The following is a 25,417-nucleotide window of genomic DNA, read 5'->3' as shown; positions in this document are numbered from 1 at the left end:
TTACGCTAATTTCAGCATGTAGCCGATGCCGCGGACGGTCTGGACGGCAGGCGCGCCGTCATATGGCGCCAGCTTCTTGCGCAAATAATGTATATACAAGTCGACAATGCCGTTGCCGGTGTCCGAATCGAAGCCCCAGATCCGGTCGAACAGCATGTCGCGGGTGACGATTTGCCCTTTGTTCAGCAGCAAATATTCCAGCACATCGTACTCTTTGGCCGTGAGCCGCAGCGGTTCGCCGCACCAGAACGCTTCCAGCAGCTTGGGTTTCAGCGTCAAGCGGTCGAACGCCAATTCGCCTTCCACCAGCCCGCCCTGCCGCCGCAGCAGCGCTCTCGCCCGGGCGAGCAGTTCCGGCACGGCGAACGGTTTCACCACGTAGTCGTCCGCGCCCGCATCGAGGCCGGCTACCCGGTCCTCCACCGAATCGCGCGCCGTGAGCAGCAGCGCCGGCGTACGGATGCCTCTCGCACGCAGCCGGCGAATGACGTCAATACCGCTCAATCCGGGCAGCATCACATCGAGCACGATCAAATCGTAAATGCCTTGCTCCGCCCGGAAACAGCCGTCGTCGCCGTGATCCGCTTCATCGACCTGATACGCCGCCTCGCGAAAAATCGCAACGATCGCTTGCAACAGAGCAACATTGTCTTCGACTACGAGAACTTTCAAGGGGCACCTCTTTTCCGGCAAACTTCAGGTTCCCCCCATCATAAGACGCCATCATTAAAATTTGGTTAGAATGTCGAAACGCCGCTTTTTACGAAATCGACTTTTTCTCAAAGGACAGGATAAACGCCGTCTCCCGCTTATTCGACGTAAACGTGATATTGCCGCCGTTTTTGCTCATGATTTGTTTGCAGATGGCAAGTCCCAGGCCAGTCCCGTCCGTTTTGCCGGTGACGAATGGCGAGAACAAGCCGGCCTTGAGCTCTTCGGGAATTTCCGGCCCATTGTTGGCGATGCGGACGTACGTGCAGGCATCGTCCTCGAAGCCGCGGATCGTAATTTCTTTGCGCGATTGTGTGTTCGACAGGGCGTCGATGCTGTTGTGCAGCAAGTTGGACAAGACGAGCTGGATGGCGATTTTCTGTACGTGCAGCCGAATGTATTTGGGCGTACTGGCGGACACGTGTACATTTTCGTTTTCCAGACGGGGGCGAATGGAAACGAGCGCCGAGTCGACCAATTGCTGAATGGAGATGAAAACCGGGTTTTCTTCGATTACCGGTTTTTTGGACAAGCTGAGGAAGCCGGTAATTTGCATGTTGATCGTGTGGAATTCTTCTTCGAGGAACGTGATGTATTTGCCCACTCGTTCCAGCGCTTCCGGGGGGAGATGAAAGCGGATCAGCTTGATAAACCCGCCGACCGCCGTTAGCGGATTGCGCACCTCATGCGCCATGCTGGCCGCCATTTTGCCGATGACATTCAGCCGCTCCTCGTTCAGCTCGTCGATGCGAAGCTCCTTGTCGCCGTCAGCAATTTCCGCCTGCATGCAAAATAAATCGGTTACGTATCGTTCGATCGCATGCAGACGGGAGGTGACGAGCCGCAGCAAATTGTACTTTTCCTTGTCCGCAGCGCCCGTTGCCGTTTCCACGAATGCGTCGGTGACGTCCCACCACAGATGATGGCCGTGCAGCGCGGCGGACAACGTAATGCCGGATTCGGTAAACGTTTTGCACCAGCCGGGAAATTCGGCAAATAACGCATGCAGCTCGACCGGCAAAGTCGGGTCCATGATTATATCGAACAATAAAGCGCCGTAAACGGGCATATCGGTGATGCTATTCATCTCGGGATGAGCGTCTTGAACGGCGTGCACCCACGTTCCGATCAGTTCGGATTTATGCAGGAACACCTCGTTCATCAGCTTGACGTTGTCGTTCATGAATGATTCCACTCCCATGGCTTTAGTGAGCGGTCTGTCCGAGTTCGTTGCGGTCAACAAAATCGCATGCTATCTATTAATTCGCAAGATAAGGCTAAATCCCTCCCTGCCTCGCGAGAAAACCTGCCGCAAAATCCGTTCCCGTTCAATGCTGCCAAATGCAGGCAGTTGCGGAGCCCGCTTTCTTCTGGTATGATAAATTAGTTCGCATGTAATAACCTTCCCTTGTTCCACCCGAATACGAATCGACTCCCGGTACGGGATTTATTGCAGTAGGGCAGCATTTGGAAAGAGCATTTCGATTCACACTGGCGCGGTCATTGGAGCCGCAAGGATGAAAGAGAGGCAGGGCTTTCGTTGTTTTGAGATACTCCGTTTGGCTTACGGGTCATAGAGGAGCAAACGAAGGTTGGCATAGCGAAGTTCGAAGACGGACCGGGCGGTCCGTCTTTTTCTCATTTCCGGGGCCCCCGCAAAGTACTTGCTTAAGCTCCGGAGCAAAAGCTCCACTTTGTGGGGTTATTTCTGTGCGCCGACACGTCGCACCGCTTACGCGGACGTAACTAACTCACCTTAATCCCGGTATTGTCGCGGAGGCTTCCTTTTTTTACGATAAGATTAGCGCCGCATCGCAAGCAACTCGCACGCGGGGACACAATAAGAGCATACAAGGAGGGAATTTCATGAAGTATCGGACGCTCGGCAGCACCGGTCTTGACGTTTCCGTTATCGGCATCGGCACCTGGCAATTCGGCGGCGAATGGGGCATGACGTTCGAACAGCCGGAAGTGAACCGGCTGCTTGGCCGCGCCAAGGAGCTTGGCATCAACTTGATCGATACGGCCGAATGCTACGGCGATCATTTGTCGGAGTCGCTGATCGGCGCCTATCTGAAGCAGGACCGCCGCGAGGATTGGATCGTCGCCACCAAGTTCGGCCATCACTTCACGGACCGGTTTCAGCGCGACCAACTGTGGTCGCCGGGCGACGTGCTCCGGCAGCTGGAAGGTTCGCTGCGATCGCTGCGGACGGACTATATCGACCTGTACCAGTTCCATTCCGGCAGCGACGAACAGTTCGACAACGACGACCTGTGGACGATGCTGGACAAACAAGTGCAAGCAGGCAAAATCCGTCACCTCGGCACCTCGATCGGCTCGAACGACAACATCCATCAAACCGATGCCTCCACGCGTGTCGGCTCGAAGGCGATCCAGGTCGTCTACAATCGGCTCGATCGCAAACCGGAAGAGCGGGTGTTCCCGTCCTGCCAGCGGCAGCATCTCGGGGTGCTGGCCCGCGTGCCGCTGGCGAGCGGCTATTTGAGCGGCAAGTACAAACCCGGCGCTACCTTCGATTCGACCGACGTGCGCAACAATCACGACCGCGCGGCAACCGATGCGAAGCTGAAGGAAGTGGAGCGCATCCAGGCGGCCGAAGTGCCGGCCGGCCTTGACATGGCAACGTGGGCGCTGTCCTGGTGCCTGCGGCACGAGGCGGTCACCTGCGTCATACCCGGATGCAAGAACGAAGCGCAAGTGCAAGCGAATGCGCTCGCGGCGGATTATGCCAGCGACGGCCATCCTCAGGCGAGAAAGTAAGCGGTACAGCGGCTCGGGCGGTTGAAAAACCGCCGGTGCCGCGGTAGCCTGCGGGGGCCGCGGGGCTGCGGCTCAAGCGACGGCACGGGAGGTTATTCTTGTCTCCGCATCGCTTGACGAACGGTTGTCCGCCACCGCTTTCGTGTCCTTATTCGCGAAGCCGCGAATCGCTTGCCCACATCGACTGATTTCGCCTTGTTTCCTCCATTGCCCCCGACTTTCCTCCGCCCTCCTTAACGTGCCATTAAAACTGGATTTTATATTCGTTTTATTCTACACTATTAATGAAACCGAGTTTTAAAGAATGAAACTCAGGAGGAATCGTATGTCTTTCATCTTTGACGGAATCGATCATGTCCAGTTGGCGGCTCCCGAAGGCTGCGAGCAGGATGCCCGGACTTTTTATGCCGATTTGTTGGGATGGCCGGAGATCCCGAAACCCGAAAATTTGCGCAAGCGCGGCGGCGTTTGGTTTCAATGCGGCATTCACCAGGTCCATATCGGCGTTCAACGCGAATTTGTCGCTGCCACAAAAGCTCACCCCGCCTTTCATGTGCAGCAAGTCGCTTCCTTGCGCGACTATTTGCTGCAGCGGAACGTAACGGTGATTGACGATGATGCGCGCGCCGAAGAAGGCGTGCAGCGCTTCTACCTGCACGACCCGTTCGGCAACCGGCTTGAATTTCTGGAATGGCGGTAAAGACACAAAGAAATAGACCGCCCTGCTCAAGGTAGCGGTCTATTTCTGCCCGAAACTTTCCAACAAGCCAACCGGCGTCAATCGTAATCGAACCGTTCTTCGCGAAAGGGATCGCCATACATATGGTACCCGTTTCGCTCCCAGAAGCCCGGCTTGTCCTTGGCCATAAACTCGATGCCGCGCAGCCACTTGGCGCTTTTCCAGAAGTACAGGTGCGGCACGACCATACGCACGGGGTAACCGTGCTCCGGCGTCAGCAGCTGGCCGTTGTGCTTCGTGCCCAAAAACGACGTCTCCCGCAGGAAATCAGCCAGCGGCAAATTCGTCGTCCACCCATGTTCCGCATGAAGCATGACGAATTTCGCTTCCGGCAGCAGCTTGACCTTGTCCATCACCGTCGACACCGCAACGCCTTCCCACACGTTGTCGAGCTTCGACCACGTCGTCACGCAGTGGATATCGTTGGTGAACGTCCGCCGCGGCAGCGACAGCCATTCTTTATGGGCGATCGTCGCTTCCTCCTCGACAAGACCGAACAAACGCAAATTCCATTTGCTCATGTCGTTGTAATACGGCACTTCCCCGTGATGCAGCACCGGAAACCCCGCCGTCAATTTTTGCCCGGGCGGTATTCTGTTTTGTGTCGTATTTGCGTCCAAATTGTGTACACCTCCGCCTGACAAATATTTTATTTCCTGCGAAACGTTTCCCCTCTCTACAAAACCACCGGTCGCATATGCTAAAATAGTACTGTTATACACCTATTCATCACATGGGGGAACTCGACGAACATGTCCATCCGAAACTTGCTCATTGCCCTTGGCGGACTGCTGCTGTTCGGGCTGCTGCTAGTGATCGCCTGGTACGTACAATCTGCGTACTTCATATATGCCGCCAGCGCGGTGCCGATTTTTATTGTGCCTTTTTTGCCCGATCTGCGTTCGCGCCAAACGTTGCGCGTTTCGGCCAAGGACGACAGCGTTCGTATGTTCGTCATGGACCCGGAAGGCCAGACGAAGCCGGAGTTTCTCGTCATTCGTTTCATTCCCGGCGTCATCAACTGGCACAAGGGCATCGTTTATTTTACGCTTAACGAACTGCCAACCGAGACGCTGCCGTCTTACCGGCCGGAAGGAGCACCGGTTTCCGTGCTGAAGCACGACCTGATCGCCCCCCGCCGCAAAACGAATCGATACGGCATCCGGCTGCAGCAAATCGTCGAACGAACCGCCGGGCTGTCGTTTACGACCAAAGAAATCGACCGGTTCGTGATCCGCATCGCCGACCTGCAGGAGCTTCGCGAAGCGGTCACCTTCCAGGCCGCAACACCCGCACGCAATATGGAAGCCTGATCGAAACCGCCCGCCAAGCCGCAGCACTCGCTGCGGCTTTTCTGTTGCCGATTATGCGCCGCTGCGGACGAGATAAGCCGCCGACTCCTGCACAACCTGCTGCATCGGCAGATGATACGGACACAGCTTCTCGCATTGCGGCTGCTCCTGGCAAGGCTCGTAGTCGGCGCAGGACAGCAGCTTGTCCCGATTCTTCTCGTAAAATTGTTGTCCCCGCGGCAGCAAGCCGAACTTCTCGCGAAATTTGCTGGAAATCATCACGTCCGGAATTCCGATGCCGACCGGGCAGGAACAATAATTGCAGCGGCGGCAATTGTGCCCGCCAAGTTCAACGGCCAGCCGCTCCAGTTCCTCGCGCTCCCCATTCCCGACAGGCTGCTCGTGCATGGCGATGTTTTCCTTCACTTCATCCACGCTGACCATGCCGGATATCATCACGTGAATGTCCTGGCTGAACGGGTAACGAATGGCCTTGTCGATCGGCTGGATGAACCCGCCGGACAACGGCTTCATCGCCACCCGCCCCATATTCATCTCGCGCATCTTCGGAATCAGCTCGTCCAATGCAAACGGCTGGGCCAGATTCAAGTGAAACAGCACTTGATCGAAATGGCCTTTTGCGATCCATCGGGTCAGCAGATCGGGCCGGTGGCCGGAAATGCCGATAAAGCGTATTTTCCCTTCGCGCTTCGCTTCCAATGCGGCTTCATAGGCGCCGCCCGGTGCCATAATTTGCTGGAACTCCTTTACGTAATTCACATAATGGATTTGCAGCAAATCGATCTGATCCGTACGCATTCGTTGCAGGCTGCGGTCAATTTCGGCTTTGGCGTTTTCGTAATCGCGCTTGTTCGTTTTCGTAGCGAGAAAAAACTGCCTGCGGCGATGCGAAATCGTTTCGCCGATAATTTCTTCGCTATTGCGGTACGCCGCAGCGGTATCGATATAGTTGATGCCGCGATCGAGCGCGTAATTGAGCGCGTCGCCCGCCTGAGTCAGCGGTACGCCGGGCAAATTCATCGCGCCGAAGCCAAGCGACGACACGTTATCTTCCAGTCTCCCCAATGGACGAACCAACATGCTTTTTCCCCTCCGCAAGCTTGATCGACAGCATGGCGCCGTCCGGCAACCTACACGTATTTTACCACATAAGCATGGAAAAGTGTCCGGGCGAAGCAGGAATACAAATTGCTGACGGCGAAAAAAAACGGCTTGCCGAAGGCTAACGAAGCGCCTGCAGGCAAGCCTATGTAACTATTGGCGGCGATTTCCGCCGTCAAAACGGGACAACCAATCGTTCGTCTGCCCAAAACCGCCAAGCTGGAACGATGCGCCGGATGTCGAATTGCGATTGTCATTCCTGTCGTTCCGGTCGTCACGGTCGCTTACTTTAGGTTTGGGTGTTGGCGATGGCGTGCGTTTTTTGTCGTCGTCCTTGTCGCCGACGCCGGATTTCGGCGTCGGGGTTGGAGTCCGCTTGCCATCGTCGTTTTTGCCGTTGTCGTTTTTACCGTTATCATTCTTGCCGTTGTCGTTTTTACCGTTATCATTCTTGCCGTCGTCATTCTTGCCGTTGTCGTTTTTGCCGTCGTCATTCTTGCCGTTGTCGTTTTTGCCGTTATCATTCTTGTTGTCGTTTTTGCCATTGTCGTTCTTGTCGTCGTTTTTGCCGTTATTGTTCTTGTCGTCATTCTTACCATTGTTGTTCTTGTCGTCATTTTTGCCGTTGTTTTTGTCGTCGTTTTTGCCATTGTCGTTCTTGTCGTCGTTTTTGCCGTTGTTGGTTTTGTCCGGCGTTTTCGTCGCGGTCGGCTTGTTCGACGCCGGCGTCGCCTTGGGCGTTGACTTCGGCGTCGGTGTCGGCGTGCGGCTCGGACTCGGCGAATTTTTCTTTGCGTTGTCGGCTTTTTTCTCGTCCAGCTTCTGCTGCTGTTTTTTGTCGAGCGTGCCGTCCTTCTCTTCCTTCAGCAGTTCCTTCATCTTGTCTTTCGACGCTTGCGCCGAACCCATCAGCTTATCGATGCCGCCGGCGTCTTTGGCGATCGAATGGATCGAGGAGCGGACGAAATCTTCTTTCTTCACATCCTGACCGTTGTCCTTGGCGTTCAGATAGACCGTGTATTTGCCCGTCGACAGCCCCTGGCTCTTCGCTTCGTTCCGCACTTCGGAAGGTGCGGCGAACGCGGTCACTTCGTACTGCTGCGGATTGTCCGGATGCTCCTTCTGCAAATGCTGCGTCACTTGCTGCTTCAACTGCTCGCTGAGCGTAACGTCGTCGACTTTGGCGGCGGCCGCCTCGCTGACGACTGTGCTGGCAATCACAATGTCGCCCTCGCCGCTGGCGAGTACCGTCTTCTCCGCTTCGGCCAGCAGTTCTTCCGTCACTTCGTCAATCGGTTTGCCCTTGAACTTGACGTTTGCGATCAACTGGATGCCGTCCGCATTGAGACCGGTCATTTCACGAACGATCCGGTTCTTGTCGATGCCAAGCTCAACGCTCGGATTGATATCGATCGAGATATAAGCGACGACTTCCGCGTCCGCAGGCGAAGCCGGCATGCCGGCAATCAGCACGAGGCATAACACGACAGCCGCCACAGCCGATGAAAAGATCGTCAGCGTCGATCGTTTGAATCGCCTTGCCGAAGGAGGAGCGAATATAATTTCTTCCCCGATCTCGCACGAACGGCCTTCGCGCGGTATCCGTTCGAATCCGCCTTCCGGCGTCATCACCACGATTCCTTTGGCCGATACATCCATTACAATGCCTTTGTTCATTGCGCTCCCCCCTTTCCTTCCGTCTGATCGGCATGGTGCAAATATTCGCGCAAATACGGATACGGGCCATGCCAAATAAGCGCCACGACAATCAAATATTTGCGGTTGCGCTCCAGCGTCTTCCGCGAGACGTCAACCATATCCAGCAGCTCCCTTATCGGCAGCATCCGTTTGGCGATCAATTGCCGCATAAGCTGCGCATCCTGCGCCAGCTGCTTGCCGATCGTCAGCAGCAGCAAACGCGAATCGGCATGCTTCGGCGACACTTCGGGCATTTCGGCGAACTGGATATCGAACTCGGCGAGCACGCGGCTCAGATCGACGATTTCGCTCATTCGCTCCTGCAGCCCTTGCTGCTTCTCGTAATGCTCGATCGCCTGATGAATTTCGACCGGATTGACAATATTGTCCTCTTCATCGGGAATGTCGAACGAGCTATACGGCACTTGGCCGGAGAAGCGCTGCTCCTTGCGCAAATGATCGATCAGCCGGCGGCGGATCACCGTCTCCGCGAAGCCGAGAAACGACCGTCCGCCATTCAGCGAAAACTGGCTGATCGCTTCGTTGAAAGCGGACAAGGCGATGCTGAATTCGTCGTCCCGCGCGGGATCGACATAACGCCGGCAAAACCGGCTGGCCGCTTTCGCCACGAATGGCTGATAGTCGGTGATGAACTGGTTGCGCAGCCGGAGGTCGCCCTCCTGAATGCGAACTACGATTGACTCCGGGGTGGCGGCTGCGGAATTGTCACGTGACAGACTTTTTCCCAAGAATCGTTTGATCAGTACGAGTAACACCATTCCACCTCACACATAGGATTCGCTTTATCCCTTGTTGTTGCGGGGGTATGCGCGCAAGCGATCCCGATTTATTTCAGACCGAAACGAGCGTCCATCGGCCTGGTTCGTCCCATTTAAGCCGCCTCTGCGGATTGTTGTTCAGCTTCACGTTGCCGAGTCTGATCTGCTTGTCGTCAAGTTCAATAATTTCCCATTCCCATATATCATCCATACCCTGTTCCAGCAGCAAAGAAGCATATTCGGCCGCGGCTTCTTCGGCGTCTTCCCAAACTTTCAAGCCGAAGTACGCAAAGTCATACCGGTTGATTTGCGAACAGGCGAGCACATCTTTCGTCGTTTTCTGCCTCGCGACAAACGGCATCGGATTCCCTCCAGAGGCGCTATGTATACACTGTCCCTGCGGGACAGGTTCCATTATACCACAATACGACAGCCGAATGTCGCATCGCGGCGGGAAATGCGAATCCGCGGCTCTCTTGTCGAGAAGCCGCGGATTTTGGGGGCGGGCTATTTGGCGCCGCCGGAAATTTTTTTGTGCATCAGCTTGTTGCGCCGTTCGCTCAGCACGTGCAGCCTTCGCTTCAACTGGGCTATCCATTCTTCGTCGCCAAGCCCGGATGCAATCGCCAGCAAATCAAGCGCCATGTCGATCTGGTTATGCACGACGTCGAGCGGCTCCTCGTTCTCGTGATTCACGCAGTTCTCGTACAATTCCTGGCTGTCCTTGCCGTCCACGTACTCGCCGAAGTCGACTTCGCTGGCGCCGTCGCCGTGCGCATAATCGGCCAAGATGTCGTATTCGTTCTGCGCCAAATAGTGTACCTCCACCCGGTGGCATACCGGGCAGAAGAGGATCGGCACATTATGGATGTAGGTTCTGATATGCTTGAGCGTCCCCGAAGTCCCGATCATGCTGGCACCGCAACAAAAGCTCATCGTCATCGCCTCCTTCTTTCCATAACCTTATTCGCGCCCCGGCAGCGAAATTCCTCTTTCGCCGGCGTGCAATTAATGGATTCGTCAAGGCAGGGATTTGCGCGAATAGCGCGAATATTATAAGTTTGGGCTGAGGGCGGCTTTCCAGCCCGGGCGCCAAGTAGAGAGAATAGTGACGGAAGGGAGTGTTGCTTGTGCCGCGCCATTTTGCAATCGGGAACGGAAAGTTTCTGGTGAACCTGGATGAGCATTCGTTCATTCGCGACATTTATTTTCCTTATGTGGGGCAACTCAATCACGCGGGAGGCTTCCCTTGCCGGGTAGGCGTCTGGACCGAGGACAAGTTCAGTTGGCTCAGCGACGCGGCATGGCGGTTCGACTTGTCGTACGCGGAAGACTCGCTGGTGACCGAAATCGTCGCCACCCACGATGGCATGCAGCTGCAGCTGACGATCAATGACGCGATCCACCAGCGGGACGACATTTATTTGAAGAAAGTGTCCGTGCGCGACTTGTCCGGCGCGGGCCGGCCGCAGGAGACAGCTGCCGAATCGCCTGCGCCCGTGCGGGAGGTGCGCGTTTTTTTCCACCAGGACCTGATGATCAATGAGTCCGAGGTCGGCGATACCGCCGCCTATTATCCCGACAACAATACCGTGTTTCATTATAAAAAAGACAGCTACTTCATGTTCAGCGGCCTGTCCGGCCAGGAAGGCATGTTCCAGTATACGATCGGCGTCAAACGGTTCCACCAGGCGGAAGGCACGTGGCGGGACGCGGAGGACGGCCATTTGATGGGCAACCCGATCTCGCAAGGTTCGGTCGACAGCACGATCAGCTTCCGCGTCCTCGTGCCGCAAGGCGGCGAACAGGCCATGTATTACTGGATGGCCGTCGGCAAATCGCTCGAAGACGTGAAGAAGCTCAATTCCTACGTGCTCGACAGCCATCCGGCGAAGCTGCTGAACCGGATCCGCATTTATTGGCAGCGTTGGGTGAACAAGTCGGAGCGCCGTTACGCCGACTTGTCGGATGCGGTTATCTCGCTGTTCAAGCACAGCCTGCTCATCGTGCGCACGCAAACCGACATCCGCGGCGCCATTATCGCCGCCAACGACACCGACATCCTGCAATCGAACCGCGACCACTACAGCTATATGTGGCCCCGCGACGGCGCCCTGATCGCCTACGCCATGTCGATGGCCGGCTACCAGGGCATGATCGCTCCGTTCTTTCAATTTTGCGCCAACGTGCTGACGCCGGACGGGTACCTGCAGCATAAATACAATCCCGACGGCACGGTCGGTTCCAGCTGGCACCCATATATTGCCGGGGGCCAAAGCCAGTTGCCGATCCAGGAGGACGAAACGGCGCTCGTACTGTTCGCGTTGTGGCAGGACTTCGACCGCCACGGGCTGATCGAGCTGCCCCAGTCGTTGTATCGCACGCTCATTCGCCAGGCGGCGCGGTTCATGATGACCTACATCGTGCCCGAACTGGGGCTGCCGCAGCCGAGTTACGACTTGTGGGAGGAACGGTACGGCATTTATACGTTCACCTGCTCCGCCGTATATGGCGGGCTGATGGCAGCGGCCAATTTCTCCAGCCTGTTCGGCGACGACGAGCGCAGCGGCCGCTACCGGGAAGTCGCGGAAAGCATCAAGGCATCCATGATCGAGCATTTATGGAACGAAGAAATCGGACGTTTTGCGCGCGGCCTGCATTTGCAGGACGGCCGGTGGGTACAGGATATGACGCTGGAGAGCAGCATGTTCGGCTTGTTCGCCTTCGGCGTGCTGCCGGCCGACGACGACCGCGTCGTGCGCACGATGACGGCGATCCAGGAGGGGCTGGCGATCCGCACGGACGTCGGGGGCATCGCCCGCTACCACAACGACTACTACTTCCAGCGCTCGAACGACATCGACCGCATTCCCGGCAACCCGTGGATCATCTGCACGCTGTGGGTGGCGGAATGGCAGATCGAAGCGGCCAAATCGCGCGCCGACCTGGCAGCGCCGCGCCGCACGCTGGAATGGGTCGTGCGCCACGCGATGGAAAGCGGCGTTCTTCCGGAGCAGCTCGATCCGGAAAGCGGCGGCCCGCTTTCCGTGGCGCCGCTGACGTGGTCGCACGCAACGCTCGTGCTTGTCGTCAGCAAGTATGTCGAGAAGTACGACCGGTTGGTCAAATGAGAAACAACGAATGCTCCGGCGTGATTGCCGGAGCATTTTTTGGGGCCTGCCTATTGGCGGCAAACCTGCGGACCCGACCGATCATTCGTGCCCGTAGCTGTCATTGTAGCGCTGCGCGTCCCACAGCTCGTTCAGCTGCTCCGGCGCAGCAAGCTCGACGATTGCCATCCAGCCCCGCTCATAAGGCGACAAATTGATGATGCCGGGGTTGTCCAGCAGCGCACGGTTGATCTGCACGACGGTGCCGGATACCGGCGCGTACAGTTCGGTGACCGACTTGATCGATTCGACGCTGCCGAACGGCTCGCCTGCCTGCAGCTCGTCGTTCAACTCGGGCAGCTCGGCATAAACGATGTCGCCGAATTCCTCCTGGGCGAAATCGGTGACGCCGATCACGGCGCGGCCGTTCTCGACCCGCACCCACACATGCTGCTCGCTGTATTTCAGCTCAACAGGCGTTTCCATCGCAACGACTCCTCTCTGATCCCCGAAATGCAATCACGCTCCATAGGCAACAAAAACCCTCCTGCCCGCAACAGCAGGTGGAGGGATCACGAACGAAGCTTTCTGCCAAAATCGTATCACGCCGATATGCGGAAGTCAATGTTCCATATTCCGCTCTACTTGGCGACTCCATCCTCGTCATATCGGTCGCAGGTGGATGTAAACTTGTTCTCATATTGCTCCCAATTCGATACCCGATCCGGTTGAGTTTGGCTGCGAACGATGCAGGACGGATATTTCACGTCGATTTCATCGCCCATTCCGCTCCAAGCGAACGATTGGTCTGCCGGACTGTAGCGCAGATCGACACTCCACCGGATTTCGTCGGAAAGATTGGGCAACGAGCGATGGAACGTAAATTTATCGAAAATAACCATATCACCCTTGCTCATGCGCAAGCTGATCGCCCGGTGATCCAATTCATGCTTCTGCTCGACCGAAACGACCGGTTTATCGCCGATACGCGGCAGCGCTTGATTGAGCTCCGGGGTTAACCCCCATTTGTGACTTCCGGGCACAAACTGCAAACAACCGTTGTGTTCGTCAACGTCAATCAACGGGATCCATACGCTGAGAATCGGATAATCCGGATTTCCCGCTTCCTTCCCGCCATAATAGTAGGCATCCTGATGCCAGGGCACCGTCGTCAGATCATGATGAGGAATTTTCGGGCGTACGTGATAATCGCCATTGAACCTGATTTCGCTTCCGATTAACGTTTCGACAGCGTCGAGGACAGGATCATGAATGCCCAGATCATAAATCGCTTTGGAGAATACTTGTCTCACCCACATCTGTTCCTTGGACGGATGCTGCTTGCTAATCTCGGACCAGCGCGTACTTAGCGGCAGTTCTTCATGCTTGTTCGTAATGAGCCCTTGCCGATAAAACGCATTGATTTTGCGATCGACCACCTTCCCGATCTGTTCGCGCACCGGCCCCAGCTCTTTGTCTGTTGCCGCTTGCCTAATCAATACGTAGCCGTTCTCCTCATAAAACCGTTTACTGGTTTCCTCCATTTCCTTCTTCCTCCTAATAGATTGTATGCTTACACGCCCCATCGTTTTCTCGCTTCCGCCATGCTGGTCGGCGGCAAGCTTCTTGGCGCGGTATGTCCGATCGGATTGTTTCCGACCCATCGTTCGTCGACTGGTTCGGCAGCCAGTTGATACCGCGTATCGACGCTCAGCCGATACTGATTCGTTTGATTCGTCAAGGAGCCATGCATCATGTACATGCCGAATATAAGCACATCCCCTGCACGGTATTCGGTCGTTGCCCATTTTCCACCATATTTATCTACAACTTCGAGAAGATCGGATGAAAACCAACCATTGTCGATATTGTCCCGGTCCAAGTCCATTTGTCCATACGTTTGCACCACTTTCTCCCATCGCTGCGAGCCGGGACAAACGCACAAGCCGCCTATTTGATAGGAAATATCCCCGATTGGCGTCCACACCGTATATAAATTTTTCGTGCCGCGGCTCATAAACACCGCATCGTAGTGAGCGCCGGTGAATTCTCCTGCACCAACAGCTCGCGTCCATTTGAAATCGAGCGTCATCGCCTTGCCGCCGAGAAATCGGTCGAAAAACTTCATGATCGGTTCGCCGTTTACGATTTCAAGCAATGATGTCAGCTCAGCGGTATGTTTACGGTAGGATGCATTGCCGTTGTCCAGGGAAATCACCCCGTCTTCGATCGGAAAGGTAAGGTCAAGGTTGTTTTGCTCCTCAAGCCGCCGCAATATTTGCATCCGTGCCTCCAGCACTTTCCTCCGGTCATGGAAGCCGCGCAGCAATAAATAGCCCTCTTCCTCCATACGTCGATGCAGTTCATTGGTATCGTGCAGGACGCCGCTCGAATCCCTCATTTCCGTAACGTATGCTCCGCCAAGCTCCAATTCGCTGTTGCCGATCTTGATAGTTGTCATACCCGTCCTCCTTCCGCGCGACCTCGCGCCATTGCGTCCGTGCCTTCTCCCGATCTTACGTGTTGCTTTTGCGAAATTCGTTGGGGGAAACGCCTTCGAATTTTTTGAATATGCGCAAAAAGGTCGCTCTGCTGAAAATACCGACTCGTTCCGCAATTTCATTGATGCTCAAATTCGTTTGCACGAGCAGTTCCTTCGCTTTCGTCATGCGATACATGCTAATGTAGTCCGTCAAGTTGACGCCCGTTTTTTCCTTAAACATCCGCGACACGTATTTGGACGAAATACCTACTTCCATCGCGATTTTTTCCAGGTACAGATCAGTGGCGAAATTTTCCTCAATGTAATGAATGATGGACGACACCGTAGCCCCCGTACGGTTGTCTTGCGGCGGAAGCTGGTGGCCGGACAATTGCCGATACACCTTGAGAATCAGCTGCAATTTCGTTTCGACATCGGCCGTCTGCCCGGTAATGCCGCTCAGCAGATGATGTTCCTCTTCCGTGACGAACGACAGATCGTCCATCCCACGTTCGGTTGCGTACCGCAAGGACGTATTGTACAACTCGGCAAGCAGCATGTGTATGTTGCGGTGGGAGACGTTGCGCGTTTCGTTGCGCCGCAGCACTTCGCGGATCGCTTCTTCCGTTTCGGCGAAATCGCCTTTCTTCAAGTGATGCCATATTTTGTTTTCGTCGGCGAACGAATAGTAGAAACGGTGCTCGATCTCGAGCGATTGCGCATCGATCACTTGAAAATCGAGCGACTGATCCCTGTTGTGCAGCGCGGTCATCGCTTCATTATAGGACTTGCCGATGCCGGAAAGCTTGCTGCATCGACTGCCGACGCCGACGTGGATAATGCAGAACAAAGCGTCGTACGCGAACGTACGCATCAAATTGTCGAGCGCCCGCGTAAGCGCCGCGTCGCCATTGTCGTCCATATTGACGATGCAGGCGAATTGCTGCCGGTCGTATTCGAGCACATATACGGGGACGAATTCCCGCAGCAGTCCGGTGATGAGCTTTTTCAACTTGCCCAAAATGACGAAGCGGTCGACGTCCTGGATGTCCCGGTAAAAGGGGGCTTTAAATTCGAATAGAATCGCGCCCACCAAGTATTCGCCTGCGCGGAAGCCGAAATGCTCGTTCAACCGGGCAGCGACTTCATGCTCGCCTTCGATGCGATTGCCGCGCAGCAGTTGCAGCAGCGCATGCTCCAGCCGGTTAAGCGTTGCGATCGTCAGCTTGCTGCGGTACGTTTCGTTCGCCCGGTACAACTCATGAACGCCGTCACCGAGCGCCATCAATGCGTTCTTCTTCGCGGAATGCGGGAAGGCGCCTTCCTCCATCCCCTCGTTTGCTACGAGCACGTCGCGGATTTTCTTGATCGGATTGTAAATGCGATACGCAAAAATAAACGAAAGCGCAAAGCCGATGACGAGCAGAACGGAACAGATCAAGATGATCAGATTCAGAACGCCCGCCGCCTGGCGGTTGAATTCGCTCACCGGTGTAAGCGCATAATATTGCCAGCCGTAGATGTTCGATTGGTCAAAAGCCGTCATGTACGTTTGGCCGCCGATCTCGACCTTTCCAACCGCCGCAGCTTTGTCCGTATGGATGCGCTTCAGCTCTCCGGCAATGTCGGCGTTCAAACCGCCTGTCGCAATAATGAGGTTGTCGCCCGCATCCGTAACGAGAAAACGCGTTGCCGGAAACATGTCGTTTCCGAGCAGGGCTCCCTGCACCATCTCGACGGAAATATTGGCCACGGCGACGGCTTTATTGCCCCGGATGAGTCCTGTCGTAATAAACGGAACGACCGGCTTCCGCGGAACGCCGTAAGACTCGACAGCCGATTGCGGAACGATCTCGATCATTTGCTCGGAGTGAAGCTTCTCGAGCCAATCTGCCGCAGTATACCGTTCATACCGGTAGCTGGTCGCAAAAAAACTGGCAAACTTCTCCGAGCTCGTGGGCGTATAGACGCGTTCGCCGTCCACGTAAACAAATAGAAAATCGATCAGATTGTTCATGATCGAGCCGGCGTTGTTCAAGACCTGGATCAACTTCACAAGCTCGGCCTTCTCTTGAATCGTCATTTGACTGTTCGGGATGAGCACCCGGTTCACCACTTCGTTCACGAGCAAGTTTTGATTGACCCCTTGAATCGTCCCCAGATGAATATCGACCGTGTTTGCGGCGGACTGCAGATGAATGGCGATTTTCCCGGCAAACTCGTGCTTGACTTTGTCAACGAAATTGAAGTAAAAGACGAACCCGATCACTATTGTCGGGATAAGCAACGATAAAAAATAAAGCCATATTTTTACGAACAGGCTATTCATTTTCAGGCGCGGCATAAATCGAACGAAACGCTTCATCTTGTCCATGCAGCCTACCCCCGTCGGTTGCGCGTTCTTACGCTCCATTATACGGCCGAAAGATTGCAACCGGAAGGTACGCCGGGGCTGTGCACAGCCCTGCGCACGCTCCCGCCGCGCCGTAACCCCGATGCTACAAGAGGTCGTTCAAAAAGCCGGGTTTTTGTACACACACTACAGCATGGACAGCGGCAATCGAACGGCCCTGATCTCTTCTTTGGTCACAGAGAATATCGCGTGCAAATAACCGTCATGCACGAGCGTGTGCGGGTACCCGTAATCGCCGCCCTTGAACATGCCTTCATACTTTCGCTCGCAGCGTTCGTCGCACAGCACATAGTGCCGGTCGAAGCGGACGCCGTCCGCGGATACGGATAACACGAGCGGATTGCGGCCGCTGTTCGGAACCGGGTTGCCGACATAATAGAAACGCCCGTCCGGGAGCCGGCCGAAGTGGAACTTCGCATTGTTGTCGGGAAAATGCGTCTCGAACGGCGCGCTCCAGCTCCCGCCGTCGTCGCGGCTTTCCGTCACCCACAGCTTCTGGCCGCCGCTGCGCAGCAGCATATGAAGCACCCGGTCGTCCGTCTCATAGTAAGATCCTTCGCACAACATGACCGGCCATCCCATTTGCTTCTGCACGGTGTGAATGGACTCGGAATCGTCGACGATGCCGCCAGCCAGTTCCGGCGCATAAATACCCGCCATCGTCCAGCCCGACAAACCGGTTGGATCGTCCGTATACGGATACGAAATGTTGCCGCTCATGACCAGCCGGCCGGATGCCGTACGACTCGGCCCGTGATTCGGTACGATCGGCAATCCCAGATCGATCGGTTCACTGAAGCGTTTCCCGTCCGTCGTCGTAACGGCGAATAATCGAGTATTCATATGCCCTGTGTCCTGCGCAAATTTGCGCGAGCCGTTCTCCACTTTATCGGATTCGTATTCGTATTGGCCGACGTATGCGACCAATCTGTCCGCTGTCTGGTGAAATCCTCCTGCGGTCAGCACGAGCGGGTTATGAATTCCCATCGTCGTGTCGACGAGCGGAATCGCCGGCGTCCAGCGGACGAAATCGGCGGATGTGGCCATCAGCACGCGTTGCCCGACATCGTCTTCGTTTGTCCGCCCGTTAGACCACATCGCATAGTATTGGCCGCAATAAAACGCAAGATGCGCATGGTGGGAATACGTCCAATCGTGCTCGTCCGCAGGACGAAATATCATCGCTCGTTCCACGTCGGGCTTCGTCCACTCGCCTTCCGGGTAACTATTCGCAATTGCCGAATTTCGGTTCACCCGTTTCCTCACTCCTGTTCGTTCGCCGCTATTTTCCAGCGCGCGCCAATGCGTCGTTATATATTTTTTCGATATCCGCTACTCCCGCTTTGTCCAACGATGCGGCGAACGCGTCAAACTCGCCAAGCTGCTTCGCGCCCATAATGAACTTGACCACATCCTGTTCGATTGGCGATACTTTCGACTGAATTTCCTTGAGCTTGTCGCTTTCTTCCTTCGTAAAGCCCGGATTCACGCCTGGCCAAACGAATGCGCCCGGATCCTTCTTCAACTGCTCGCTCCATTTCATCACAATCGGATCGGATATTTGCGTATTCGGCCGTTCGTCGACGAGCGGCGATAGCGCGAGATATCCGGTGCCCAGCTCGGACTGCATCGTCCGTACCGGATCGGCGGCGTTTTTGTATTTTGCGATAATCGAATCGAGCACGCGCGGTTCCCCGTTCACCTTCTCGTACGTTTCGCCAAGGATGCCGAAGTTGGAAATTTCTGCGCCTTCCGGGCTGTACAACCAATCGTAAAACTTCATTACGGCGGCGGGATCTTTCACCTTCGAGCTGATCGCATAATTGAACGTTAGCCAGCCGCGCGGGTACAAATACCCTCTGGATTTGCCGGAGTCGTTTTTCAAATACGGAATGACATCGAATTTCGCCTGCGGATTATCCTTCTGCAGCGCCTGATTGAAATTGATCGCGAAGCTGTTGTTGTCGTAATAGAAAAATGCCTTGCCCGTATTGTTTTTCTCGCCCCACGTTTGGTTGTTCAGCACGGCAAAATCGGGATCGAGCAGCTTCTCTTGATACAGCTTGTTTAAATAAGTGAGCACCTTTTTAAACTCAGGCTTGTTCGTGCCGTATACGTACTGGCCGCCCTTAACATCCGGATCGTAATAAATGCCGAGGCCGCCCCCCATACCGAACGCGAATGCATCGAGAAACGCCCCGAGGCCTCTCGAAGAGAACGGATACGAGTCCGGATACGCTTCCTTCATCTTCTTGAGCACCGCATACAGCTCGTCGAACGTCGTCGGTACGGCCAGATTCAGCTTTTGCAAAATATCCGTGCGAATGAGCAGCGCTTTTGCATACTGCAAGTTATTTTGCACGGCGATCGGAAACCCGTACAGTTTGCCGTCGATATAGAGCCGCTTGATTTCCGGGTTGTCCGTAATGACCTTCTGGAGGTTCGGCATCTGGTCCAAATAGTCGGACACCGCAAGGAAGATGCCGCTTTTGGAAAATTCGTCCAAGTCCACCTTTTCCACTTGAATGATATCGGGTATATTGTTGGTGGCGATCAGAGCGCGTTTCTTATCGTTATAGCCGGTCGAAGGAATCGATTCTACCTGCAGCTTCACGCCGGTTTTATTCGCGATTTCCCGCAAAACGGGCGTATCGGTTTTCAACGCCTGCGCCTGGTGCTCGGGACGGAGCAGCTTGAGCGTCATTTCTTTTTTTGCCGTCGGTTGGCTAGCCACAGGCGTTGCCTGATCTGATCTGCCTTCCTCTTTTTTGGTGCAACCGCTTACTAGCGTCGCTGCCAAGCAAGCCAGCAGCGTCGTTGCGATGACCAAGTTGCGTTTCGTTTTCATCGTACCCCTCCTGATTCACACGTACATGCGGATGTGAGTGCAACTACCCTTTTAACGAACCGATCATGACGCCTTTGACGAAATATTTCTGGATGAACGGGTACACGGCGAGAATCGGCGCAATCGCCACGATGATGACGGCGTACTTGATGTTCGTAGCCGTCACAGCCGCATAAGCGCCTGAAAGCTCTTGCGCCTGGGTGGTCAAGCCACCTTCGATGACCATGCTGCGCAGCAAAATTTGCAGCGGGAACTTCACCTTCTCGTTCAAATAAATGAGCGCCGGGAAATAACTGTTCCAATGACCCACTGCGTAGAACATCGCGATCGTCGCCATCATCGGCACGGATACCGGCATCACGATGCGCAGCAGCGTCCGCCATTCGTTCGCCCCGTCAATCGTCGCCGATTCGAACAGCTCCGCCGGGATACCTTGAAACGACGTGCGCATAATAAACATGTTCCACGCGCTGATCGCTCCAGGGACGACGATCGCCCACATCGTGTTGATCATTCCCAGCTTATAGATAAGCAAGTAACCCGGGATGAGTCCGCCGCTGAAAAACATCGTGATCACGATCATGATCGTAAACCCGGACCGGCCGTAAAAGTTTTTTTTCGACAGCGGGTAGGCGCACAATATCGTCATAGCGATGTTGATCGCCGTGCCGACCGACGTGTACAGCAGCGTGTTGGCATAAGCCCTTATAATCGACGGATCGCCGAGCAGCAGCTTGTATGTCGCCAGATTGGCGCCGACAGGCCAGAAGTAAACCCCGCCTTTGCTTACGGCGATGCCGTCGCTGAGCGAGACGACGAGCAAATAATAAATCGGATACAGCGTCACGAAAACGAGCAGTGCCATAAACGCGTAATTGAGGCCGTCGAACATGCGCGAGCCGAAGCTTCTGCGGTGCATAAGTTGCTCTCCTCCTAAGAGTTTTTAGCGATACATCCCGATGTGACTTCTTCGCGAGCTAAAAAACCTCACATCGGAAGCATGCGCCTACCATAGGCTCGTTTCGCTTACTTTGCGACTCAGCTTGTTCGCCGATACGAGGAACAACAGCGCAATGATCGAATTACACAGCCCGACGGCCGTCGCATAGCTGAAATCGCTGGAGATGAGCCCGCGCCGGTAAACATAGAGCGGAATGACATCTGACGTATCGGCATTGGAACCGTTGTAAAGAAGCAATATTTTCTCGAACGATACCGACATGACGGCGCCGGCGTTAAAGATGAACATAATGATAATCGTCGGCGCGATGCCGGGCAACGTAATGTTCAACATTTGCTTCCAACGATTGGCTCCGTCGATCGTAGCCGCCTCGTACAGCTGCAAATCTACGGCGGTAAGCGCGGCCAAATAAATGATCGCCCCCCAGCCGATGCCTTGCCATATTTCCGAGCTGATATAAATCGTGCGGAACCACTCGGGAATCATTAGAAAATGGGTCGGCTCGACGCCTATCAAGCCGAGCACGTTATTGACGATCCCGCCAAACGCGAGAAAGTTGACGATCATCCCGACAACGACGACCGTGGACAAAAAATGCGGTAAATAGCTGACCGTCTGCACGAACCGTTTGATTCCGGTGTGCGTCAGTTCGTTAAACAGCAGCGCCAGAACAATCGGTGCCGGAAACGAAAACACGATGTGGTAAATGCCGATCAAGAGCGTGTTTTTGAAAATGTGATAAAAGTAAGGATCGGATAGAAAACTGTGAAAATATTTCACTCCGACATTGGGACTGCCAACGATGCCTTGAAACACGCTGTAGTCTTTAAAGGCGATGATCACCCCGTACATCGGTACGTAGTGAAAGATGACGTAATACAAAAAAGGCAGCAAAAACATCACATAATAATGTTTGCTTCTGCGAATCGACCTCCCGATTTGATTGGCTTTGCTATGCGGCACGACCGCCTGCGCCATTGCTTCTCCCCCTTTCGCTCTATGCTGAGCTTCGTTCAAGCGATTTTACTGTATCACCCGCGTTAGCGGCCTACAATGCTCAACTCTCGACATCACGCCTCACTTTTCCCCCTCGCCGAGGATGACTCAAATTTCCCCTTGGCTCAACTTTCCCACAAAAATGCCAGCCTAAGACAGATTGATTGGAAGCGCTTCCATTTTGGTGCAGCACAAGCTGCTTCCCCTCCTTCTTCCACCGTTCCCCATGGCAGCCCAAACACGCTGGATGCTTCAATTCAGAAAAACTCCCCGGCGCTTCTTCGGCAGCCGGGGAGTTCGTCTTACTTGCGGATGGCGGCGATAATCAAGTCGCCCATTGCCGTCGTGCCGATCGCCTTGCTCTTGTCGACCGCGATGTCGCCCGTGCGGTGACCGGCGTCAAGCACTTCTTTAACAGCGCGTTCGATCGCTTCCGCGGCGTCGTTATAGCCGAACGTCAAGCGGAACATCAAGGCGACGGAGAGGATCGTCGCGATCGGGTTGGCGATGCCTTGACCGGCGATGTCCGGCGCGGAGCCGTGCACCGGCTCGTACAGGCCGAAGCTGCCTTCGCCCAGCGACGCGGAGGAGAGCATGCCGATCGAGCCGGTCAGCATGGCCGCTTCGTCGCTCAGGATGTCGCCGAACATGTTTTCGGTGACGATGACGTCGAAGCTCGACGGACGGCGCAGCAGCTGCATCGCGCAGTTGTCGACGAGCACGTGCTCAAGCTCGACGTCCGGATAGTCCGGAGCAATGCGGATGACCGTTTCGCGCCACAGGCGGGACGTTTCCAGCACGTTCGCCTTGTCGACCGAAGTCAGCTTCTTGCGCCGGCCGCGGGCGATTTCGAACGCCTGACGGACGATGCGTTCCACTTCCATGACATTGTAGACGCACGTATCGACCGCTTCCTGGCCGTTTGCCCCGTCGCGACGGAACTTTTCGCCGAAGTAAATGCCGCCCGTCAGCTCGCGCACGACGATCAGGTCCGTGCCGTCCAGCACTTCCGGCTTCAGCGTCGAAGCGTCCTTCAAACAATCGAAAATCGAAGCCGGGCGAATGTTCGAAAACAGCCCCAGCGCTTTGCGAATGCCGAGCAAGCCGGTTTCCGGACGCGTTTCCTTCGGATTGCTGTCCCATTTCGGACCGCCAACGGCGCCGAGCAGCACGGCGTCCGCTTGCTTGCAAATGTCGAGCGTTTCTTGCGGCAGCGGCGTGCCTTTCTGATCGATGGCGATGCCTCCGAACAAGCCGTGCTCCGTCTCGAATTTATAGCCGAACACTTCCTCCGTCTTGCGCAACACCTTTTCCGCTTCCGCTACCACTTCCGGTCCGATGCCGTCCCCGGCGATTACCGCTATCTTTTTCACTTCCGACATGAATGTTCACTCCCCGATTGGCTCTTGGCTAAATCCCTATCTCTTGTTGTACCACAATCGCCGATATTTCACAAAGATATGAAATCTATCGCCTTCATAGGCTGAAGCTATAACAATTATCGACAAACTCGCATTGTCCCGGAAGCGCCGTTGCCCTACAATAGAGGCATAAGAAAAACTCCTGTCGGAACCTTGCCATTCGGAAGACAAGGCAGAAGTAACATCAGCATGCGCCTGCGAGACGACAACTATTGCTGCTCCCGCCCGCGTTTTAAGGAGACGTTAGCCGTGAACTATTTATTTTCGAGCGCGATGGACAAATTTCAATCCAGTGCGGTCCGGGACATTCTCAAGCTCACTCAGGGCAAATCGATTATTTCGTTCGCCGGCGGCTTGCCTGCCGAAGAGCTGTTCCCGCTGGAAGCGGTGCAGGAAGCGTATGACCGCGTGTTCGCGCAAGGCAAGGGCGTGCTCCAGTACGGCCTGACCGAAGGCTGCACGCCGCTGCGCGAAGCGCTGTGCGAACGGATGCGCGGCAAAGGCATGAACTTGACGCCGAACGAAATGATTCTCACCACCGGTTCGCAACAAGCGATCGACTTGCTGACGCGGGTCATGATCGATCCGGGCGACCGGATTCTCGTGCAGGAGCCGACCTATTTGGCCGCACTGCAAGTATTCCAGGCCGCCGGCGCCGTTGTGCACTCGGTCAAAGGCGACGAAGACGGCATGGACCCGGAAGACCTCGCCGCCAAATTGAAGCAGCACCAGCCGAAATTCGTCTATGTCGTGCCGACGTTCTCCAACCCGACCGGCTATGTTTGGAGCACGGAGCGCCGCCTGTCGTTGCTGAAGCTGTGCCGCGAGCACAACGCGCTGATCATCGAGGACGATCCTTACGGCGAGCTGCAGTACGGGGCCGACGACCATTTCCCTTCGATTTTGTCGCTTGACGAGCATCCGCACGGCAGCGCCGTCGTGTATACGAGTACATTCTCGAAGACAGTCGCTCCGGCTCTTCGTACCGGCTGGGCGATCGGCGACCCTGCGATCATCCGACACATGGCCCGGGCCAAACAAGCGGCCGACTTGCATTCGAGCTCGATCGACCAGTTGGCGCTATATCAACTGCTGAGCCACTTCGACCTTGACGCCCACATCCGCGTCATCCGCCGCGAGTACGGCGCGCGCATGAAGAAGATGACGACGCTGCTAAAGCCGCTCGCCGCGGCAGGCCTGCGCTGGAACGAGCCAAAAGGCGGCATGTTCCTGTGGGCGCAGCTGCCCGAGCACCAGCGGTCCGACGTGCTGATGAAGGAAGCGGTGCAGCACGGCGTCGCTTTCGTGCCCGGCGCGACCTTCTTCGCCGAAAATCCGAAGCACAACGCGATGCGGCTCAACTTCACGCATGCGAACGACGAGCAGCTGACGCTGGGCGTCGAACGCCTCGCAGCGGCGATGAAAGTGCTGCAGAACGCGTAACGCGAACGTAATGCATTGCAAACAAGCCCTCGATCGGCGACGCCGGTGCGGGGGTTTGTTTGCTGTTGGCTTGGTGCGCCGCGATGCACTGCCGCTTGCCGTGTCGCGTGTCTGTTTCGAAAATAAGCCATGTTTCGTTGGCTATTGCGGCAAAAATGACCGGCTGCAAGGAAATAGCCAGCGAAATCGCTGGCTATTTGGCTGAAAAGCCCGGTATGGGTCTTATTTGATCGTAATAGCCAGTGTTTTCACTGGCTATTTTCGATGCGGCGTCCCGAAATGGGCAAATAAGCCATTTTTTATGGGCTATTTGGCGAAAGGGCTCGCCAGTTTCCCAGACTCCGCACCAGCACAAAAAAATGGCGTCTCGGCGGGGGTTGATAGTAGCTTAAACGCAAAAATACACTTAACAGCCATCTGAAAGGCTCGTTCGATATTTTTAAGTGCAAAAATACATTAAAATTCGCCCAATTCACTTTTATATTGGAATAATGTACCTTTGTCAAGAAAGTAGACACACAATTTAAGCGATCTGCTGTTGCTCGTAGTACCTTTTTTCGCATAAATGCGGGGTGAGGTAACCAATTGACGAATGGATGCGAGTGCGATTGTAATCAA

General features: G+C 55.2%; 22 protein-coding genes. 5 read left to right on the top strand and 17 right to left on the bottom strand.

Annotated elements, in window-relative coordinates:
• Together EXY20_RS16290 and EXY20_RS16285 are read right to left on the bottom strand one after the other, a co-directional pair.
• Positions 1-672: a response regulator transcription factor gene (locus EXY20_RS16290; protein WP_135553018.1), complete on the bottom strand. Its 672-nt coding sequence runs from the start codon at positions 670-672 to the stop codon at positions 1-3.
• A gap of 88 nt (positions 673-760) precedes the next feature.
• Positions 761-1,894 (bottom strand): sensor histidine kinase, encoded by a 1,134-nt coding sequence (locus EXY20_RS16285; RefSeq protein ID WP_167859286.1) that lies wholly within the window; start codon positions 1,892-1,894, stop codon positions 761-763.
• 683 nt (positions 1,895-2,577) lie between these two features.
• Between EXY20_RS16285 and EXY20_RS16280 the strand changes: the two genes are divergently transcribed.
• On the top strand, positions 2,578-3,495 hold the full coding sequence (locus EXY20_RS16280) for an aldo/keto reductase (RefSeq protein WP_135553013.1): 918 nt from the start codon (positions 2,578-2,580) through the stop codon (positions 3,493-3,495).
• Between the two features lie 325 nt (positions 3,496-3,820).
• The gene (locus tag EXY20_RS16275; RefSeq protein ID WP_135553011.1) at positions 3,821-4,195 is read left to right on the top strand and encodes a VOC family protein; all 375 of its coding nucleotides are present in this window, start codon (positions 3,821-3,823) and stop codon (positions 4,193-4,195) included.
• A gap of 77 nt (positions 4,196-4,272) precedes the next feature.
• Here the strand turns inward: EXY20_RS16275 and EXY20_RS16270 are convergent, their stop codons facing one another.
• The gene (locus EXY20_RS16270) at positions 4,273-4,878 is read right to left on the bottom strand and encodes a sulfite oxidase-like oxidoreductase (RefSeq protein WP_167859285.1); all 606 of its coding nucleotides are present in this window, start codon (positions 4,876-4,878) and stop codon (positions 4,273-4,275) included.
• Positions 4,879-4,986: 108 nt separating this feature from the next.
• On the opposite strand from EXY20_RS16270, the gene EXY20_RS16265 reads away from it, so the two are divergent.
• Positions 4,987-5,547 carry a hypothetical protein gene (locus tag EXY20_RS16265; RefSeq protein WP_135553007.1) on the top strand — a complete coding sequence of 187 codons (561 nt, stop codon included), beginning with the start codon at positions 4,987-4,989 and terminating at the stop codon, positions 5,545-5,547.
• Positions 5,548-5,598: 51 nt separating this feature from the next.
• On the opposite strand, the gene EXY20_RS16260 is transcribed toward EXY20_RS16265, so the two are convergent.
• From EXY20_RS16260 to EXY20_RS16240, 5 genes are all read right to left on the bottom strand, one after another.
• The gene (locus EXY20_RS16260; protein WP_135553005.1) at positions 5,599-6,627 is read right to left on the bottom strand and encodes an aldo/keto reductase; all 1,029 of its coding nucleotides are present in this window, start codon (positions 6,625-6,627) and stop codon (positions 5,599-5,601) included.
• A gap of 174 nt (positions 6,628-6,801) precedes the next feature.
• On the bottom strand, positions 6,802-8,325 hold the full coding sequence (locus EXY20_RS16255; protein ID WP_135553003.1) for an anti-sigma factor domain-containing protein: 1,524 nt from the start codon (positions 8,323-8,325) through the stop codon (positions 6,802-6,804).
• Positions 8,322-9,122, bottom strand: coding sequence for an RNA polymerase sigma factor SigI (gene sigI, locus EXY20_RS16250; RefSeq protein ID WP_207671285.1), 801 nt, complete (start codon positions 9,120-9,122; stop codon positions 8,322-8,324). The genes EXY20_RS16255 and sigI overlap by 4 nt, the downstream gene beginning before the upstream one ends.
• Before the next feature lie 76 nt (positions 9,123-9,198).
• Positions 9,199-9,486: a hypothetical protein gene (locus tag EXY20_RS16245; protein WP_135552999.1), complete on the bottom strand. Its 288-nt coding sequence runs from the start codon at positions 9,484-9,486 to the stop codon at positions 9,199-9,201.
• A gap of 146 nt (positions 9,487-9,632) precedes the next feature.
• Positions 9,633-10,061: a hypothetical protein gene (locus EXY20_RS16240; protein ID WP_135552997.1), complete on the bottom strand. Its 429-nt coding sequence runs from the start codon at positions 10,059-10,061 to the stop codon at positions 9,633-9,635.
• A gap of 194 nt (positions 10,062-10,255) precedes the next feature.
• On the opposite strand from EXY20_RS16240, the gene EXY20_RS16235 reads away from it, so the two are divergent.
• The gene (locus EXY20_RS16235) at positions 10,256-12,256 is read left to right on the top strand and encodes a glycoside hydrolase family 15 protein (RefSeq protein ID WP_135552995.1); all 2,001 of its coding nucleotides are present in this window, start codon (positions 10,256-10,258) and stop codon (positions 12,254-12,256) included.
• An 81-nt stretch (positions 12,257-12,337) separates the two neighbouring features.
• On the opposite strand, the gene gcvH is transcribed toward EXY20_RS16235, so the two are convergent.
• The 9 genes from gcvH to leuB form a co-directional block, all read right to left on the bottom strand.
• Positions 12,338-12,721: a glycine cleavage system protein GcvH gene (gene gcvH, locus EXY20_RS16230; RefSeq protein ID WP_135552993.1), complete on the bottom strand. Its 384-nt coding sequence runs from the start codon at positions 12,719-12,721 to the stop codon at positions 12,338-12,340.
• 155 nt (positions 12,722-12,876) lie between these two features.
• A complete protein-coding gene (locus EXY20_RS16225; RefSeq protein ID WP_167859284.1) occupies positions 12,877-13,779 on the bottom strand; it encodes a phytanoyl-CoA dioxygenase family protein in 903 nt (300 codons plus the stop codon).
• Positions 13,780-13,808: 29 nt separating this feature from the next.
• Positions 13,809-14,696 carry a phytanoyl-CoA dioxygenase family protein gene (locus EXY20_RS16220; RefSeq protein ID WP_135552989.1) on the bottom strand — a complete coding sequence of 296 codons (888 nt, stop codon included), beginning with the start codon at positions 14,694-14,696 and terminating at the stop codon, positions 13,809-13,811.
• Positions 14,697-14,751: 55 nt separating this feature from the next.
• A complete protein-coding gene (locus tag EXY20_RS16215) occupies positions 14,752-17,091 on the bottom strand; it encodes a helix-turn-helix domain-containing protein (protein WP_167859283.1) in 2,340 nt (779 codons plus the stop codon).
• 165 nt (positions 17,092-17,256) lie between these two features.
• Complete coding sequence (locus tag EXY20_RS16210; RefSeq protein ID WP_135552984.1) at positions 17,257-18,384, bottom strand: exo-alpha-sialidase; 1,128 nt, start codon at positions 18,382-18,384, stop codon at positions 17,257-17,259.
• 28 nt (positions 18,385-18,412) lie between these two features.
• Complete coding sequence (locus EXY20_RS16205; protein WP_135552981.1) at positions 18,413-19,978, bottom strand: extracellular solute-binding protein; 1,566 nt, start codon at positions 19,976-19,978, stop codon at positions 18,413-18,415.
• Between the two features lie 43 nt (positions 19,979-20,021).
• The gene (locus tag EXY20_RS16200; protein WP_135552979.1) at positions 20,022-20,897 is read right to left on the bottom strand and encodes a carbohydrate ABC transporter permease; all 876 of its coding nucleotides are present in this window, start codon (positions 20,895-20,897) and stop codon (positions 20,022-20,024) included.
• Positions 20,898-20,984: 87 nt separating this feature from the next.
• A complete protein-coding gene (locus EXY20_RS16195) occupies positions 20,985-21,917 on the bottom strand; it encodes an ABC transporter permease (RefSeq protein WP_135552977.1) in 933 nt (310 codons plus the stop codon).
• 320 nt (positions 21,918-22,237) lie between these two features.
• Positions 22,238-23,317 (bottom strand): 3-isopropylmalate dehydrogenase, encoded by a 1,080-nt coding sequence (gene leuB, locus EXY20_RS16190; protein ID WP_135552975.1) that lies wholly within the window; start codon positions 23,315-23,317, stop codon positions 22,238-22,240.
• Between the two features lie 288 nt (positions 23,318-23,605).
• Between leuB and EXY20_RS16185 the strand changes: the two genes are divergently transcribed.
• Entirely contained in the window at positions 23,606-24,799 is a 1,194-nt protein-coding gene (locus tag EXY20_RS16185) for an aminotransferase-like domain-containing protein (protein ID WP_135552973.1), read from the top strand.
• Positions 24,800-25,417: the final 618 nt, after the last annotated feature.

It is taken from the genome of Paenibacillus cymbidii, from assembly GCF_004764705.1.
In the GTDB taxonomy this organism is placed as follows: Bacteria; Bacillota; Bacilli; order Paenibacillales; family NBRC-103111; genus Paenibacillus_AN; species Paenibacillus_AN cymbidii.
This window is presented reverse-complemented; position numbering and strand designations above follow the sequence as displayed.

Excerpts from the sequence above, each read along its gene's own strand:
- EXY20_RS16285 (WP_167859286.1), bottom strand. The coding sequence starts at position 1,894 with ATGAACGACAACGTCAAGCTGATGAACGAGGTGTTCCTGCATAAATCC.
- EXY20_RS16280 (WP_135553013.1), top strand. The coding sequence starts at position 2,578 with ATGAAGTATCGGACGCTCGGCAGCACCGGTCTTGACGTTTCCGTTATC.
- EXY20_RS16275 (WP_135553011.1), top strand. The coding sequence starts at position 3,821 with ATGTCTTTCATCTTTGACGGAATCGATCATGTCCAGTTGGCGGCTCCC.
- EXY20_RS16265 (WP_135553007.1), top strand. The coding sequence starts at position 4,987 with ATGTCCATCCGAAACTTGCTCATTGCCCTTGGCGGACTGCTGCTGTTC.
- EXY20_RS16260 (WP_135553005.1), bottom strand. The coding sequence starts at position 6,627 with ATGTTGGTTCGTCCATTGGGGAGACTGGAAGATAACGTGTCGTCGCTT.
- EXY20_RS16255 (WP_135553003.1), bottom strand. The coding sequence starts at position 8,325 with ATGAACAAAGGCATTGTAATGGATGTATCGGCCAAAGGAATCGTGGTG.
- EXY20_RS16245 (WP_135552999.1), bottom strand. The coding sequence starts at position 9,486 with ATGCCGTTTGTCGCGAGGCAGAAAACGACGAAAGATGTGCTCGCCTGT.
- EXY20_RS16240 (WP_135552997.1), bottom strand. The coding sequence starts at position 10,061 with ATGAGCTTTTGTTGCGGTGCCAGCATGATCGGGACTTCGGGGACGCTC.
- gcvH (WP_135552993.1), bottom strand. The coding sequence starts at position 12,721 with ATGGAAACGCCTGTTGAGCTGAAATACAGCGAGCAGCATGTGTGGGTG.
- EXY20_RS16225 (WP_167859284.1), bottom strand. The coding sequence starts at position 13,779 with ATGGAGGAAACCAGTAAACGGTTTTATGAGGAGAACGGCTACGTATTG.
- EXY20_RS16220 (WP_135552989.1), bottom strand. The coding sequence starts at position 14,696 with ATGACAACTATCAAGATCGGCAACAGCGAATTGGAGCTTGGCGGAGCA.
- EXY20_RS16215 (WP_167859283.1), bottom strand. The coding sequence starts at position 17,091 with ATGGACAAGATGAAGCGTTTCGTTCGATTTATGCCGCGCCTGAAAATG.
- EXY20_RS16205 (WP_135552981.1), bottom strand. The coding sequence starts at position 19,978 with ATGAAAACGAAACGCAACTTGGTCATCGCAACGACGCTGCTGGCTTGC.
- EXY20_RS16200 (WP_135552979.1), bottom strand. The coding sequence starts at position 20,897 with ATGCACCGCAGAAGCTTCGGCTCGCGCATGTTCGACGGCCTCAATTAC.
- EXY20_RS16195 (WP_135552977.1), bottom strand. The coding sequence starts at position 21,917 with ATGGCGCAGGCGGTCGTGCCGCATAGCAAAGCCAATCAAATCGGGAGG.
- leuB (WP_135552975.1), bottom strand. The coding sequence starts at position 23,317 with ATGTCGGAAGTGAAAAAGATAGCGGTAATCGCCGGGGACGGCATCGGA.